Raw genomic sequence first — 14,393 nt, 5'->3', positions numbered from 1 at the left:
TGGCTAGGCTGACGTCATGCCTGACCCGCCGGAGCCGACCTGGGTCCCCGACATCCTCGGTGAGCCATACGAACAGCTGACGCTCGACCTCGGTCACGACGACGAGGGGCCCGTCGTGGCGACCCTCGTGCGGGCGGGTGCCCCGGCATCCACCGATAGTGCCCTCGAAGACGTCGATGTGCTCTACGTGCACGGCTGGTCGGACTACTTCTTCCAGACCGAGCTGGCCGACTTCTGGACGGGCCTGGGCGCACGGTTCTTCGCGCTCGATCTGCGCAAGTACGGGCGCAGCCAGCGCGCCGGGCAGACGCCCGGCTATGTCGCGTCGCTCGACGAATACGACGCCGACATCGCCGCAGCGCTGGATGCCATGGGCACGAGCGACGAGGGGCGCAGGCTCGTCGTGATGGGCCATTCGACGGGCGGCCTGACGCTGAGCCTCTGGGCGGGGCGGCACCCCGGTGTTGCTGCGGCTCTCGTGCTGAACAGCCCCTGGCTCGAACTGCAGACGGGCGCCATCGGGCGCCAGGCGCTTTCGCCGCTCGTGTCGGCGCGGGCGAAGTTCGATCCGCTCGGCTCGTACCCCGTCGTCGATCTGGGGTTCTACACGCGCGCCCAGCGCGAACTGGGCACGTTGCCCGAGAGCCCGGAAGGCTGGCGGCCCGAGCGGGGATTCCCGACCCATCCGGGGTGGTTGGCGGCGGTGATGAAAGGTCATGCCGCGGTCACGGCCGGGCTCGACATCGATTGCCCCGTGCTCGTGCTGCTGTCGAAGGGGTCGAGCTCGCCGATCCAGTGGTCCGACGCGATGACCAGCACCGACAGCGTGCTCGTCGTCGACGACATCGCGCGCACCGCCACTCGGCTCGGCGATCGGGTGACGGTTGTCCGCATCCGCGGCGCGATCCACGACGTCGTGCTGTCGAGTGCCGAGCCTCGTGCGCACGCGTTCGCGGCGCTGCGCGCGTGGCTCACGGCGGGAGCCCTCGCGTGAGCGGCGACGTGTCCGGGGGCGCCGGGGGCGTCGGACCCGCCGGAGCCGGCGAACCCGCCCGCCCGAGCGAGTTCGACCAGGCGGTCACGTGGCTGCAGCGGCTCACCGGCGACCCGCTCGCCGATGCCGTGCCCGGTCGCCTGCGCATCGACGCGGTGTCAGAAGCCTCGCCCCGACCGCGCTACCAGGAGTGCTGTGTCGAGGGCACCGCCGAGGCGCCGGGTGTGCCGACGACGCCCGTGGTGCTCGAGGTCGTGTTCGACCGCAGGTTCTGGCCTCGCGTGGGCCAGGTGCTCCCCGCGCGGGTCTCGCGCTCTCAGCCGGGCGCCGTCGAAGTCTCGTGGGAGGCCCTGCGCAAGGCCTGAACCACTGCAGCGCTCGGTGGTCGCGGGTCGCCCTGCGCCGGCTCACTGCGCGCCCGCCCCCGCGCGCTCAGCCCAGCAGCTCGCCCGGGTGGGTGAGGCGCCACCAATCGGTGGGCGGCTCGATCGTGCCGCGCACGCGCAGCGGTGAGCTCGCCGTGGCGGGGCCGGCGGTCCAGGTGACCGACCCGACCTGCTCGCCGTCGCGGAACTCCGTCGGATTCGAGATGTCGGTCGTGAGAGTGATCGGCGTGTCCGACCAGGTGCGGATGGATGCGGCATCCGCCACGACGAGCTGCGCCGAAGCGCCCCACGCGGTCGTGTACGAGCCGACGAGCGTGTCGGCCTCGACGAGCGGCACATCGTGGAACCCGGCGCGGATGCTGTCGAGCAGGCGCAGCACCGCGGCATCCTGCGACGCCCTCGACTGCCCGCCGAGGGTGACCCCCGTGACGGCGAGCGGCTCGCCGATGCCGCCGTCGAGGGTGGCGGTGAAGAGCAGGCTGAACGTGCCTTCGCCGAGGTTGCCGGTCTTCAGGCCCGTCACGCCGCCCTCGCCGAGCAGCGTGTTGGTGTTGGTGAGCGTCCCCGGGCCCGGCAGGGTGAGGTCGGTCGTCGCGGCGATGTGGGCGATCGTGGGATTCGCGGCGGCGAGCTGACCGATACGCAGCAGGTCGGTGGGCGTGCTGACGTTTCGCGGGCTGATGCCGGTCGGCTCGACGATGGTCGTTCCGGTGAGGCCCTCGCGGGCGAGGTAGTCGTCGGTCGCTGACAGAAAGGCGCTGCGCGAACCGAACGCCCAGGTCGAGACGGCGTCGGCGTAGTTGCTCGCCGAGGGGATGAGCATGGTCGCGAGGGCGTCGCGCAGCGACATGGTGCTGCCGGTGGGCATTTCGGCGACCGCGGCGTCTTGCACGTAGTACTGGTCGTACAGGTCGTGGTCGGCTTTGCTGAAGGTGAGGGTGGGGCCGACGTCGCCGTCGGCGATCGGGTGCGCGTCGAGCACGACGAGCGCCGTGATGACCTTGCTGATGCTCGCAATGGAGTGTGCCCCGTCGTCACCGGCCGTGAGGCGCACCCCCTCTGCGCCGAGGTAGTCGGGGGCGCCCGTCACGGCGACGGCGGTCGCCCCCTCGGCCGGCAGCGCGAAGGTGGCGGCTTGGGTCGTCGGCGCCTCGAGGCTGCGGGTGTTCGCGACGGGGGAGGGGAGCGGCGCGTTCAGCGCCCAGAAGACGTAGCCGACGATGGATGCCAGGGCCACCGTCATCACGACGGTGACGGTGATCAGGGCGGGACGCACGAGGCGACGGCGCGCCGCGATCAGAGCCGGGTCGGGACCGTCCTGCTCATCGACCTCGAAGAGGTCGGAGAACTCGGACTGCAGGTGGGGGTCGCTCACGCCTCAGCGGTAGTTGACGAACTGCAGGTCGACGTCGAGGTCGGCGGCCTTCAGCAGGCGCTGGACTTCTTGCAGGTCGTCGCGCGACTTCGACTGCACGCGAAGTTCGTCGCCCTGGATCTGCGACTTCACCGACTTCGGGCCCTCGTCGCGAATGAGTTTGCCGATCTTCTTGGCATCCTCCGACGAGATCCCCTCTTTGAGCGTCGACGTGATGCGGTACTCCTTGCCGGATGCCTGCGGGTCACCCGACTCGAGCGACTTCAGCGAGATACCGCGCTTGATGAGCTTCGACTGGAACACGTCGAGGATCGCCTTCGCGCGCTCTTCGCTGTTCGCCTTGATGAGGATCGCATCGCCCGACCAGTCGATCGAGGCATCCGTGCCCTTGAAGTCGTAGCGCTGCTCGACCTCTTTGCGGGCCTGGTTCAGGGCGTTGTCCGCCTCCTGCCGGTCGATCTTGGAGACGATGTCGAAACTTGAGTCAGCCATGGCGATCACCCTACCCCGGCCCGTCGGCAGGCACCTCGACGAGGTGAAACCACCGGCCGTCGGGCGAAAGCCTCGTCCAGACGGGAAGGAAGTGCGGGTCGCTGACGTGCCCGTCGAACTCGGCCACGTCCGTGCCGCGATCGGCCAGCACCTCGAGCGAGCGGCGCACGCACCCTTCCACGAGCAGCTCGCCGTCGGGCGTCGTGCGAGCTACCGTCTCGGCGGTCACGACGGGCGGCGTGGAATCGCGGTAGACGAGACAGGCCGCTGCGATCCGGCCGTCCACGACCGCGATCGAGCTCGCCTCGGCATCCAGCTCTTCGGCGAGGTCTTCGTTCAGCGCGAGTGAGAAGTCGGGCCCCACCGGGCTCCAGTCGGCGTGCGTCCACTCGTAGGTCGCCGCGTTCGCCGCTCGCAGCTCGTCCCAGCTCGCGCTCGTCGCCTCGCGGACGGCGCCGTGAGACCGCAGCACGTCGCGCGCGCTCACCGCTACGGCGGCGGGCGGTACGACCTGGATGGTGCGTGCGCCCAGCGCACGGGCGAACGCGAGTCGATCCTCATCGACGTAGCCGCGCGCGATGAACGGGATCGGGCGGGCCCGACGGGCGCTGAGCGCCGCGAACACGGCGCGTGCGACGCCACGACGGCGATGCTCGGGAGCGACCGCGATCTCGAACCAGTAGCGGTCGCCGTGCACGCGCGAGGTCCACATGATCCCCGCGGCGACCGGCACCCCGGATGCCGTGGCGACGAGCGATCGGGTGTCGTCGCCTCGCCAACGGTCGGCGCGGAGGGGGATGCCTCTCATCCACGCCGCGGCGCCGTCGATGTCGGCCTGCGTCAGGGGCGAGAGCTCCACGACGTCGGCACCTCCTCCTGCGCGACCTCGGCCTCCGGCCAGCCGTCCTTCTCCGAGCGGTCGTCGGTGCGCAGCAGCTCGCCCGTCCACGCGTGGATCGGCCTGCCGTCGCGGTTCGGCAGAAGCCCGGTCTGCGCCCCGGTGAAGCGGAATCCGGTCTTGGCCGCGACGCGCATCGACGCGACGTTGCCGAACGTGCACTCCCAACGCACCCGGTCGAGATCGGTGCGGGCGAAGACGGCGACGATGACCGCCGCGAGCGCTTCGGGCAGGATGCCGCGACCCCGGAACTCCGCGCCGAGCCAGTAGCCGACCATGCCGCCCTTCCTGCGCACCCCGACGACCCCGAGAAGGGGAGCCGTGCCGCGCCCGCGGATCGCCCACGTCCACTCCGAGTCATCCGCCCAGCCGTCGGGCACATACCCGTTCACGAACCCCACGGCATCCTCGCGGCCGTACGGCCACGGCGTCAGCATGAACCGCTCGAACACCGGTTCGACGCAGTACCGCGCGATCGCGTCGACATCGGCATCCGTCGGCTGGTCGAGCGTCAGGCGAGCGGTTTCGAGAACGAACGGCGACATCCCCCGATCGTAAGCGTGCGCCGACTGCGGCGAGAACGCACGACAGCACGCGTCCCGTTGGGTGAGCGGTGCTGTTGTGCGTTCTCGCGCGGGGGCGCGGTGCCGGGGCGCCTCGCACGGGGCCGCTCGCGCCGGGCCCTCGTGCGGGGCGCCCCGCGCCGGCCCAGCCGCCCCGCGCCGCTCGTAGACTGAAGCGATGCAGGCGCTGACCGAAGACCAGGTCCGCGCGGCGCTCGTCAACGCGTCGCCCGATGAGCGCGACCGGCTCGTCGTCCCGATGTCGTTCGTGCTCGCCGACTGGGACCACCTCGATTTCTTCGCGTGGCCCGACCCCGACAACCGGGGTCGTGGCTACGTCATCGTCGAGCGCGACGGCGTGCCCACCGGCATCGTGCTTCGCGCCGCGTCGGGCAGCCGGCCGCGGGCGGCGATGTGCAACCTCTGTCACACGATGCAGCCGGGCAACCAGGTCGCCCTGTTCACCGCACGCCGCGCGGGCGATGCGGGGGAGCGGGGCGACAGCGTCGGCACCTATATGTGTGCAGATCTCGGATGCCACGACAACGTGCGCCTCGCCGCACCGCTCGCGCCCAGCGAGATGCGGGCGAGCGTCGACCGCCGCATCGACGGCACGCGGCACCGCGTCGAGGCGTTCGTCGAGCGGGTCGTCTCTCCGGCTTGAGGCATCGGTTTTTCTCATCGCCCGCGGACGGGTAAGATAGGTGATCGCGCCTCCGCTCGACTGAACAAGCCGGTCGGGTGCGCACTTGGCAGGTTACCCAAGCGGCCAAAGGGATCTGACTGTAAATCAGCCGTCTTAGACTTCGGGGGTTCGAATCCCTCACCTGCCACCCGGAAAAACCCCGGTGAGATGATGAGTCTCGCCGGGGTTTCGGCGTTCGGGAAGGCGCGCTCGCACGCTCGACCGCGATCATGACGGCGCGTAGCATGCGGGCATGCGGATCACGCCCGACCTCGTCACCTCGCTCGAGCCCGACGACGTCTTCGTCTTCGGCTCGAACGCGGCCGGCGCTCACGGCGGCGGGGCCGCGCGGATCGCGCACCAGCGATTCGGCGCGGTGTGGGGTGAGGGCCGCGGCCATCACGGCCAGAGCTACGCGATCGACTCGATGAGCGGGCTCGACGCGCTCGCCGCCGACGCGGACGTGTTCGTCGCCTACGCGACCGCGCACCCTGAGCTGCGCTTCCTGCTCACGCCGGTCGGCTGCGGCATCGCGGGCTACGCACCCGCCGAGGTGGCCCCGCTGTTCCGCGGCGTCCCCGACAACGTCAGCGTCCCGGCGTCCTTCGTGCCCTTCCTCTGACATTCAGGCGGCGCCCCTGGCGGCGGCGGCCATTCGTGTCAGGATGGGAGCGACGCCCGCCGGATGCTCCGGCCGCCCCACCGAAGGGACCGATATGAGCCAACCGATCACCTCACCCGAGTCGAACAAGATCCTGCGCGCGTCGATCTGGGTCGCGATCGGCGCCCTGATCGCGGCCGCCCTGGTCTGCGTCGTCTGGGTGCTCATCGGCGACGAGAACGGCATCGTCGGCAAGGCGTTCCTGACGGTGCTGCTGCTCGCGGCCTTCGCGGGGGTCGCGATCCTTGAGACGAACCTCGCCGTCCGGCGCCCCGCGTGGCTCGCCCTCGCGAGCATGCTCGCGTGGGTGCTGATCCTGCTGATCGGCGCATTCCTGATCTGGATGCCGACGAGCGGGCACTTCGGCGTCGGAGCCGAGCGGTTCTTCCGCTTCATCCTCATCGCGCTCATCATCCAGGGCGCGCTGCTGCACGCCCGACTCCTGCTGCAGGCGTACTCGCGGCACCAGACCGGGTTCACGACGGCGGTCACCTCCGTGACGATCGGCCTCGTCGTGATCCTCGGGGTGATGCTCGTGCTGCCGCTCATGACCGACGAGTTCGTCCGCTACCGCCCGCTGTACTGGCGCGTCGTGGTCGCGCTCGCCATCCTCGCGGCCGTGGGCACCGCCATCGTGCCGCTCGTCAACGCCCTCTTCGCCCCGAAGGCGCCCCGCGCGGCGGCGCCCGCTCCCTACAACGGCGTCCCTCCCGCGTACGGACGAGTTCCCGCGGCAGCGCTGACGCCCGCGCCTCTGCCCTGGCCGACCTTCGCCGACGGCGCGACCCCGCTCCCGGCACTGCCCGACGGCACTCCCGACTGGAACGCCTACTACACGGGCCGTCCGACGTACGCACCCGCGGCCTCGGCCGCGCAGGCGTCGCAGCCCATGTCGGCCGCCGCGGCTGCGCCCACCGCCGCCGCCCCCGCGGCCCCTCCCACCGGCGCCCCGGCATCCGATCCCGCCGCCGCGCCCTGGTACCGCGGATACCCGCCGCCCCCGCCCGTACCGACGCAGCCTCCGGTCGCCCCGCGGGATTGACGGAGCCATGGTGGATGCGTCCGACCTGCTGCTCCTGGCCGAGCAGATCGCCCGTGAGGCGGGGGAGCTGGCACGTCGCCGCCGCGACGAGGGAGTGCGGATCGCCGCGACAAAGTCGGCGCTCGCCGACATCGTCACCGAGGCCGATCGCGAGGTCGAGACCCTGATCCGCGCGCGGCTGGCCGCCGCGCGTCCCGGCGACGGCTTCCTCGGGGAGGAATCCGGGGCGGAGCGCGGCTCGACGGAGATCACGTGGGTCGTCGACCCGATCGACGGCACGGTCAACTACGCCTATGGCATCCCGCACTACGCCGTCTCCATCGCTGCGGTCGCCGGCGACCCCGATCCCGAGCTGTGGTCGGCGCAGGCCGGCGTCGTCTTCGCGCCCGTGACCGGTGACCTCTTCCGCGCGGCGCGGGGGAGCGGCGCCTGGCTCGGCGCCGACCGCCTCGCGGTGTCGCGGCCGACGGATGCCGGGGCGCTCCTCGCGACCGGATTCGGCTACGACCCGGCCACCCACGCCGGAGACCTCGAGCGCGTGCGCACCGTCATGCCGCTCGCCCGCGACCTGCGTCGCGCGGGCGCCGCGTCGCTCGACCTCGCGTACGTCGCGGCGGGGCGGCTCGACGGTTACTTCGAACGCGGCCTGGCGCCGTGGGATCACGCCGCCGGTGCGCTCCTGGTCGAGGAGGCGGGCGGCGTCGTCGGCGGTGCGCCCGGCGGTCGCCCTGGCCGGCAGATGACGATCGCCGCGGGGCCGGACCTCTACGCCGCGCTCGACGCGGCGATATACCGCTGACCATTCATGGCATTCCCAGCCGTGCGGCGGTAGTGTTTACCCGATCGTTACCTTTGCCGCCCGAACGGCAACGGTGATCAGAAGCCCGATTCACGACGCCGCTACCCCCGGAGCGGCCGGACGAGAGCCCCGCATTTGACGTTCGACACCCCCCTGGCTGACGCCGCGCCGACGCGCCGCTCCAGCCGCCGACCCTCCGCGCCCGCCGCGCCGGAGGAGACGGGCGTTCCGCTCACCCGCGCGGAGCTGCGACGCCGAGCCGCGGCGCAGGCCGCGTCCGCCGCGCAGGCGTCGACCGACGCCCCCTCCGGGGACGCGCCCGTCGAGATCGCCCCCGAGCCGTCCGTCGCCGAGACGATCGTCGCCGACGTGGCCGCCGCCATCATCGGCGAGACCGTCGGCGCCGCGCCCGACGCAGCTTCCCGGCGCCGCCTGCGCGAAGCCGCCGACGCCGTGTTCGCCCACGTCGCCGGCGACGACGTCGCCCCCGCCACGCTTCCGGCCGACCCCACCCTTCCGGTCGACGGGGCCCATGAGGCATCCTCCTCGGCTTTCACGACCCCCGAGCCGTGCCACCTCGACGAGTTCGAGTTCGCTGCACGGCTCTTCTCTTTCACGGCCGAGACGCCGGTGCAGCGCCCCGCCGCCGCATCCACACCCGACGAGGCATCCGCGCCCGTCGCAGCGTCGTCCGTGCACGTCGCCACCGGGCGCCCGCGTCGCGGTCGCGTCGTCTTCCAGCGCGTCGCCGCCGCCTCGTTCTCCGTCGGCGTCATGACGATCGTCGGCATGCTGGCCGTCGGCACCACGACCCCCGCCGCAGCCGTCGCCGCCGGGTCGTCCCTCACCTCCGACATCTCCGCGCCGTCAGCATCGTCGTCCAAGACCGGCGATGACAAGATCCAGGCGTTCGTGACGACGGGGGCGAAGGATGCCACGGCGCTCGATCGCCCCGAAGGCTACAACGTCGCCTCGATGTCCGAGATCGCGGCCGATTCCGGCGTGACGATCTTCGCGGGCGCGGGTCAGGGCACCTGGGTCAACAACCCGTCCGCCCCCATTCAATGGCCCTTCCCGGTGGGCGTGCCGGTCTCGGCCGCGTACGGCTCGTCGTCGTACCTCGCTGAGTTCTCGTCCGCGCACAGTGGCGTCGACCTGACCCCGGGTGCGGGAGCCGAGATCCACGCGGTCGCCGCCGGCACGGTGCGCATCGCGACCGAGTCGGGCGGCGACTACGGCGTGACGGTCGTCATCGACCACGTCATCGACGGTCAGGTCGTCTCGACCCGGTACGGGCACATGCAGTACGGCTCGCTCCAGGTCACGCAGGGGCAGAGGGTCACCGCCGGGCAGATCATCGGCAAGGTCGGTCAGACCGGCAAGGCGACGGGCCCCCACCTGCACCTCGAGGTGCTGCTGGGCGGCACGACGACCACCGACCCGATGCCGTGGCTCGCCGAGCACACGACGGGCACGCACACCGTCGGCTGACGGTTCGGCACAGCGCTTCGGCTCTGATATTCTTTTCTGGTTGCCCGCTCGCGGGCAGCACGCCCCGATAGCTCAGTGGCAGAGCACTTCCATGGTAAGGAAGGGGTCGTCAGTTCAATCCTGACTCGGGGCTCGCAGCATCCACATCTCGCCGTGTGGGTGCAGCGCGGCGGGGTAGCTCAGTTGGTGAGAGCGCACGACTCATAATCGTGAGGTCGCGGGTTCAAGCCCCGCTCCCGCTACCGAATCAGCCCCCGGGACACGCGGAATACCGCGGAGGTCCGGGGGTTTTCTTCATGTCTGAGCGCGACGTCGCGGAGCACAAGCGTGTGCCTCCGTCGCTGCGGTCGGCCATGGCGTGTCGGAGCCCGGCGATAGCATGTAGCGTCCCCTCCTCGCCGCATCGTACGGAGATCGCGCATGCTTGGAAAGCTCCTCGTCCGGTACCTCCGGACCTACAAGTGGTGGCTCGTGGGGGTGCTCGTCTTCCAGTTCGCCTCGGCCATGGCGTCCCTCTACCTGCCGCGCCTCAACGCCGACATCATCGACAAGGGCGTCGCCGCCGGCGACACCGCGTACATCTGGTCGCGCGGCGTTCTCATGCTCGCGATCGCCCTCGGGCAGATCGTCGCCTCGATCATCGCGACCTATTTCGCCGCCCGAACCGCCATGAGCGTCGGCCGCGACATCCGCCGCGACGTCTACGAGAAGGTGAGCGGATTCTCCGAGCGCGAGGTGTCGTCCTTCGGCGCGGGCACGCTCATCACCCGCAACACCAACGACGTGCAGCAGGTGCAGATGCTCGCGATGATGGGCGCCACCATGCTCGTCACGGCACCGCTGCTCGCCATCGGCGGCATCATCATGGCGCTGCAGCAGGACGTCGGGCTCAGCTGGCTCATCGCGGTGGCCGTGCCACTCCTCCTCATCATCGCCGGGTTCATCGTCAGCCGCATGGTGCCGCTGTTCCGCAGCTACCAGGAGCGCCTCGACGGGGTGAACCGCATCATGCGCGAGCAGCTCACCGGCGTCCGCGTCGTGCGCGCGTTCGTGCGCGAGCGCATCGAAGAGGCGCGCTTCCGGGTCGCCAACACCGGCATCCTCGTCGTCGGGCGCAAGGTCGGATCGCTCTTCGTCATCATGTTCCCGCTGGCGATGCTCGTGCTGAACGTCACCGTCGTCGGCGTGATCTGGTTCGGCGGCATCCAGGTCGACGCCGGCCACGTGCAGATCGGCACGCTCTTCGCGTTCATGCAGTACGTCGGTCAGATCCTCATGGGCGTGCTCATGGCGACCTTCATGACGATCATGATCCCGCGCGCCGCCGTCTCCGCCGACCGCATCGGCGAGGTGCTCACCTCGAACGACGCCCTCGAGCGGCCGGAGAACCCCGTCGCGACCTTCCCCGAGCGCGGCGTCGTCGAGTTCGACGACGTCTCGTTCACCTACCCGGGCGCGGAAGCGCCGGTGCTCGAGGGCATCACCTTCCGCGCGGATGCCGGGGAGACGGTCGCGATCGTCGGTTCGACCGGCTCGGGCAAGACGACCCTCGTCTCCCTCATCCCGCGCCTGTTCGACGTCACCGGCGGCACGGTCCGCGTCGGCGGCGTCGACGTGCGCGCCGCCGACCTCGACCTCATGTGGCAGGGCATCGGCTACGTGCCGCAGAAGGCGTTCCTGTTCACCGGCACCGTGGCATCCAATCTGCGCTTCGGCCGCGAAGAGGCCACGGACGACGAGCTCTGGCATGCCCTCGACATCGCCCAGGGGCGGGACTTCGTCGCGGAGATGGAGGGCGGGCTCGGCGCCCGCATCGCGCAGGGCGGCACGAACGTGTCGGGCGGCCAGCGCCAGCGCCTCTCGATCGCACGCGCGATCACGCACCGCCCCGAGATCCTCGTGTTCGACGATTCGTTCTCGGCGCTCGACGTGGCCACGGATGCCAGGCTCCGCCAGGCCCTCTGGCGAGAGCTACCGGAGGTGACCAAGATCGTCGTCGCCCAGCGCATCTCGACCGTCGTCGACGCCGACCGCATCATCGTGCTCGACGACGGCCGCATGGTGGGCGCCGGAACGCACGCCGAACTGCTCGAGTCCAACGAGACGTATCGCGAGATCGTCCAGTCGCAGCTGGGAGTCGACGCATGAGCGCGCCCACCGGAACACCGCAAGCGGGCGCCGAGCTCTCCGAAGAAGAGCGCTACGAGCTCGAGCTCGCCGAGCAGGCGCGGCTGAACTCCGGCGACTGGGATTCGGTCGCCCCGGGCAAGGCATCGAACTTCCGACAGAGCTTCTTCCGCATGATCGGGCTGCTCGCACCCTACAAGTGGGCGTTCGCGTTCGTCTCGCTCCTCGGCGCGATCGGCGTCGTGCTCGCCGTCATCGCGCCGAAGGTGCTCGGCGAGGCGACCAACGTCATCTTCGAGGGCGTCGTCTCGGCCGCCCTCGGCGACCAGTTCCCGCAGGGCACGTCGCAGGCCGACGTCGTCGCGGCCCTCCGCGCGGCCGGTCAGACCGACATCGCCAACATCGTCTCGGCGATGCAGAACTTCCAGGTCGGCGCGGGCGTCGACTTCGACCGCCTCCGCGGCGTCGTGGTCGCGGTGCTCGCGATCTACATCGCCTCGGCGTTCCTCACCTGGGTGCAGGGCTACGTCATCAACGTGATCATGGTGCGCACGATGTGGCGGCTGCGCGAAGAGGTCGAGGCGAAGATCAACCGCCTGCCGCTGGCCTACTTCGACCGCGTACAGCGCGGTGAGCTGATCTCGCGCGTCACGAACGACATCGACAACATCACCCAGACGATGCAGCAGTCGCTCTCCACGGCGGTCACGAACGTGCTCACCGTCGTCGGTGTGCTCGTCATGATGTTCTCCATCTCGTGGCAGCTCGCCATCGTCGCCCTGATCGCGCTGCCGCTCATGGCCGTCGTGTTCGGCGTGATCGGCCCGAAGTCGCAGAAGGCGTTCAACACCCAGTGGCGCAAGGTCGGCCGCCTGAACGCACGCGTCGAGGAGTCGTTCTCCGGCCACGCCCTCGTGCGCGTGTACGGGCGCGAGAAGGACTCGCGGGAGAAGTTCCAGGAGGAGAACGAGGAGCTCTACGAGGCCGCGTTCAAGGCGCAGTTCCTCTCCGGCCTCATGATGCCCGCGATGATGTTCATCGGCAGCCTGAGCTACGTCGGCGTCGCCGTGCTCGGCGGTCTCATGGTGGCATCCGGTCAGCTGCGCCTCGGCGACGTGCAGGCGTTCATCCAGTACTCGCAGCAGTTCACCCAGCCCCTCTCCGAGCTCGGCGGCATGGCCGCGGTGGTGCAGTCGGGCACGGCGTCGGCCGAGCGCGTGTTCGAGCTGCTCGACGAAGACGAGCAGGAGCCGGATGCCCCGGCCGCGCCCGCGCTCGTCGAAGGCCCGGGCGTCATCGAGTTCGAGCACGTCGCCTTCAGCTACAGCCCCGACAAGCCGCTCATCCGCGACCTGTCGTTCCGCGTCGAGCCGGGACAGACGGTCGCGATCGTCGGCCCCACCGGCGCCGGCAAGACGACCCTCGTCAACCTGCTGATGCGCTTCTACGAGCTGGACGGCGGGCGGATCCTGCTCGACGGGCAGGACATCGCCGCGCTCACCCGCGACGACGTGCGCTCGCGCACCGGCATGGTGCTGCAGGATCCGTGGCTGTTCGCCGGGTCGATCCGCGACAACATCCGCTACGGCAACGAGGATGCCTCGGACGAGCAGATCGTCGAGGCCGCGGTCGCGACCCGAGTCGACCGGTTCGTCCACTCGCTGCCCGACGGCTACGACACGATTCTCGACGAGGACGCGGCGAACGTCTCGGCGGGGGAGAAGCAGCTCATCACGATCGCCCGCGCGTTCGTCGCCTCGCCCGGCGTGCTCATCCTCGACGAGGCGACCAGCTCCGTCGACACCCGCACCGAGCTGCTGCTGCAGCACGCGATGGCGGCCCTGCGCGAAGGACGCACGTCGTTCGTGATCGCGCACCGGCTCTCGACCATCCGCGACGCCGACCTCATCCTCGTGATGGAGCACGGCGACATCGTCGAGAAGGGCACCCACGACGAGCTGATCGCCGCCGAGGGCGCCTACTGGCGGCTGTACCGCTCGCAGTTCGAGCAGGCCGCGACGAGCGACGACACCGTGGCCGACGAGGCGACCGCGTGAGCGCGGTCGCCTCCCGGCGGAGCCCCCGCTTCGTGCTGTCGTGCATCGGCATCGGGCTCGCCGCGGGACTGTTGTCGGGCCTGTTCGGCGTCGGCGGCGGCACCGTCATCGTGCCGATGCTCGTGCTGCTGCTGCATTTCGACCAGCGGCTGGCCGCCGGCACGTCGCTCGCGGCGATCGTGCCGACGGCGACGGTCGGGGTGATCTCCTATGCGATGCACGGCTCGGTGGCGTGGATCCCCGCGCTCATCCTCGCCGCCTTCGCCGTGATCGGCGCGCAGATCGGCACCTGGCTGCTCGCGCGGCTGCCGCAGAATGCGCTGCGCTGGGGCTTCGTGGTCTTCCTCGCCTTCGTCATCGTGATGATGTTCGTCGTCGTCCCCTCCCGTGACGCCGAACTGGTGCTCACGTGGGGGACGGGCATCGCCCTCGCCGCGCTCGGTCTGATCACGGGCATTCTCGCGGGCCTGCTCGGTGTCGGCGGCGGCGTCGTCGTGGTGCCGGCGCTCATGATCTTCTTCGGCACGAGCGACCTCATCGCCAAGGGCACGTCGCTGCTGATGATGATCCCGACCGCCATCTCGGGCACGATCGGCAACCTCCGGCGCGGCAACGTCGACCTGCTCGCCGCGGCGCTGATCGGGGGAGCAGCCTGCACCACGACGGCGCTCGGCGCGTGGTTCGCGGCCCTCTTCGATCCGGCGGTCGCGAACATCCTCTTCGCGGTGTTCCTCGTCTTCATCGCCGTGCAGATGGCGTTGCGTGCCCTGCGCTCGCGCCGTGCCCGCTGATCGGGTGTCCAGGCATCCTCGGTAGAATCGAC

General features: G+C 70.6%; 14 protein-coding genes and 3 tRNA genes. 13 read left to right on the top strand and 4 right to left on the bottom strand.

Annotation, left to right across the window (positions count from 1 at the left end; genetic code table 11):
* Nucleotides 1–16 precede the first annotated feature (16 nt).
* Both LOK55_RS01315 and LOK55_RS01310 read left to right on the top strand, forming a co-directional pair.
* Nucleotides 17–994 carry an alpha/beta hydrolase gene (locus tag LOK55_RS01315; RefSeq protein WP_229933910.1) on the top strand — a complete coding sequence of 326 codons (978 nt, stop codon included), beginning with the start codon at nucleotides 17–19 and terminating at the stop codon, nucleotides 992–994.
* The gene (locus LOK55_RS01310; protein ID WP_229933909.1) at nucleotides 991–1,359 is read left to right on the top strand and encodes a hypothetical protein; all 369 of its coding nucleotides are present in this window, start codon (nucleotides 991–993) and stop codon (nucleotides 1,357–1,359) included. The genes LOK55_RS01315 and LOK55_RS01310 overlap by 4 nt, the downstream gene beginning before the upstream one ends.
* A 67-nt stretch (nucleotides 1,360–1,426) precedes the next feature.
* Here LOK55_RS01310 and LOK55_RS01305 read toward each other — a convergent pair whose 3' ends face one another.
* The 4 genes from LOK55_RS01305 to LOK55_RS01290 are packed head-to-tail and all read right to left on the bottom strand — an operon-like array spanning nucleotide 1,427 to nucleotide 4,690.
* Nucleotides 1,427–2,755, bottom strand: coding sequence for a D-alanyl-D-alanine carboxypeptidase family protein (locus tag LOK55_RS01305; RefSeq protein ID WP_229933908.1), 1,329 nt, complete (start codon nucleotides 2,753–2,755; stop codon nucleotides 1,427–1,429).
* A gap of 3 nt (nucleotides 2,756–2,758) precedes the next feature.
* Entirely contained in the window at nucleotides 2,759–3,247 is a 489-nt protein-coding gene (locus LOK55_RS01300) for a YajQ family cyclic di-GMP-binding protein (protein ID WP_229933907.1), read from the bottom strand.
* A 10-nt stretch (nucleotides 3,248–3,257) separates the two neighbouring features.
* Nucleotides 3,258–4,106 (bottom strand): GNAT family N-acetyltransferase, encoded by an 849-nt coding sequence (locus LOK55_RS01295; RefSeq protein WP_196324438.1) that lies wholly within the window; start codon nucleotides 4,104–4,106, stop codon nucleotides 3,258–3,260.
* Nucleotides 4,088–4,690, bottom strand: coding sequence for a GNAT family N-acetyltransferase (locus tag LOK55_RS01290; RefSeq protein ID WP_229933906.1), 603 nt, complete (start codon nucleotides 4,688–4,690; stop codon nucleotides 4,088–4,090). Before LOK55_RS01290 ends, LOK55_RS01295 begins: the two co-directional genes overlap by 19 nt.
* 196 nt (nucleotides 4,691–4,886) lie before the next feature.
* On the opposite strand from LOK55_RS01290, the gene LOK55_RS01285 reads away from it, so the two are divergent.
* The 11 genes from LOK55_RS01285 to LOK55_RS01235 all read left to right on the top strand — a co-directional run bounded on the left by LOK55_RS01285 (nucleotide 4,887) and on the right by LOK55_RS01235 (nucleotide 14,361).
* The gene (locus LOK55_RS01285; RefSeq protein WP_196324436.1) at nucleotides 4,887–5,372 is read left to right on the top strand and encodes an FBP domain-containing protein; all 486 of its coding nucleotides are present in this window, start codon (nucleotides 4,887–4,889) and stop codon (nucleotides 5,370–5,372) included.
* 87 nt (nucleotides 5,373–5,459) lie between these two features.
* Nucleotides 5,460–5,541, top strand: a tRNA-Tyr gene (locus tag LOK55_RS01280).
* Between the two features lie 105 nt (nucleotides 5,542–5,646).
* Entirely contained in the window at nucleotides 5,647–6,015 is a 369-nt protein-coding gene (locus LOK55_RS01275) for a hypothetical protein (RefSeq protein ID WP_229933905.1), read from the top strand.
* Between the two features lie 94 nt (nucleotides 6,016–6,109).
* On the top strand, nucleotides 6,110–7,096 hold the full coding sequence (locus tag LOK55_RS01270) for a hypothetical protein (RefSeq protein WP_229933904.1): 987 nt from the start codon (nucleotides 6,110–6,112) through the stop codon (nucleotides 7,094–7,096).
* Between the two features lie 7 nt (nucleotides 7,097–7,103).
* Complete coding sequence (locus LOK55_RS01265) at nucleotides 7,104–7,895, top strand: inositol monophosphatase family protein (RefSeq protein WP_229933903.1); 792 nt, start codon at nucleotides 7,104–7,106, stop codon at nucleotides 7,893–7,895.
* A 135-nt stretch (nucleotides 7,896–8,030) separates the two neighbouring features.
* A complete protein-coding gene (locus tag LOK55_RS01260) occupies nucleotides 8,031–9,386 on the top strand; it encodes a M23 family metallopeptidase (RefSeq protein WP_229933902.1) in 1,356 nt (451 codons plus the stop codon).
* A 61-nt stretch (nucleotides 9,387–9,447) separates the two neighbouring features.
* Nucleotides 9,448–9,519: transfer RNA gene (locus LOK55_RS01255), tRNA-Thr, on the top strand.
* Between the two features lie 35 nt (nucleotides 9,520–9,554).
* Nucleotides 9,555–9,628, top strand: a tRNA-Met gene (locus LOK55_RS01250).
* A gap of 178 nt (nucleotides 9,629–9,806) precedes the next feature.
* Nucleotides 9,807–11,534: an ABC transporter ATP-binding protein gene (locus LOK55_RS01245; protein WP_229933901.1), complete on the top strand. Its 1,728-nt coding sequence runs from the start codon at nucleotides 9,807–9,809 to the stop codon at nucleotides 11,532–11,534.
* Nucleotides 11,531–13,570 carry an ABC transporter ATP-binding protein gene (locus LOK55_RS01240; RefSeq protein WP_229933900.1) on the top strand — a complete coding sequence of 680 codons (2,040 nt, stop codon included), beginning with the start codon at nucleotides 11,531–11,533 and terminating at the stop codon, nucleotides 13,568–13,570. The genes LOK55_RS01245 and LOK55_RS01240 overlap by 4 nt, the downstream gene beginning before the upstream one ends.
* Nucleotides 13,567–14,361, top strand: a complete 795-nt coding sequence (locus LOK55_RS01235) for a sulfite exporter TauE/SafE family protein (protein WP_229933899.1) — start codon at nucleotides 13,567–13,569, stop codon at nucleotides 14,359–14,361. The genes LOK55_RS01240 and LOK55_RS01235 overlap by 4 nt, the downstream gene beginning before the upstream one ends.
* Nucleotides 14,362–14,393 lie beyond the last annotated feature (32 nt).

Origin of the sequence: Microbacterium sp. F2E, assembly GCF_020905435.1 — a bacterium.
In the GTDB taxonomy this organism is placed as follows: domain Bacteria; phylum Actinomycetota; class Actinomycetes; order Actinomycetales; family Microbacteriaceae; genus Microbacterium; species Microbacterium lacticum.
The sequence above is the reverse complement of the archived record's forward strand: the minus strand, read 5'-3'. Positions and strand labels throughout refer to the sequence as shown.

Bases quoted from the DNA above. Each gene is read 5' to 3' on its own strand.
- LOK55_RS01315 (WP_229933910.1), top strand. From the start codon at position 17: ATGCCTGACCCGCCGGAGCCGACCTGGGTCCCCGACATCCTCGGTGAG.
- LOK55_RS01300 (WP_229933907.1), bottom strand. From the start codon at position 3,247: ATGGCTGACTCAAGTTTCGACATCGTCTCCAAGATCGACCGGCAGGAG.
- LOK55_RS01290 (WP_229933906.1), bottom strand. From the start codon at position 4,690: ATGTCGCCGTTCGTTCTCGAAACCGCTCGCCTGACGCTCGACCAGCCG.
- LOK55_RS01285 (WP_196324436.1), top strand. From the start codon at position 4,887: ATGCAGGCGCTGACCGAAGACCAGGTCCGCGCGGCGCTCGTCAACGCG.
- LOK55_RS01275 (WP_229933905.1), top strand. From the start codon at position 5,647: ATGCGGATCACGCCCGACCTCGTCACCTCGCTCGAGCCCGACGACGTC.
- LOK55_RS01270 (WP_229933904.1), top strand. From the start codon at position 6,110: ATGAGCCAACCGATCACCTCACCCGAGTCGAACAAGATCCTGCGCGCG.
- LOK55_RS01265 (WP_229933903.1), top strand. From the start codon at position 7,104: ATGGTGGATGCGTCCGACCTGCTGCTCCTGGCCGAGCAGATCGCCCGT.
- LOK55_RS01245 (WP_229933901.1), top strand. From the start codon at position 9,807: ATGCTTGGAAAGCTCCTCGTCCGGTACCTCCGGACCTACAAGTGGTGG.
- LOK55_RS01240 (WP_229933900.1), top strand. From the start codon at position 11,531: ATGAGCGCGCCCACCGGAACACCGCAAGCGGGCGCCGAGCTCTCCGAA.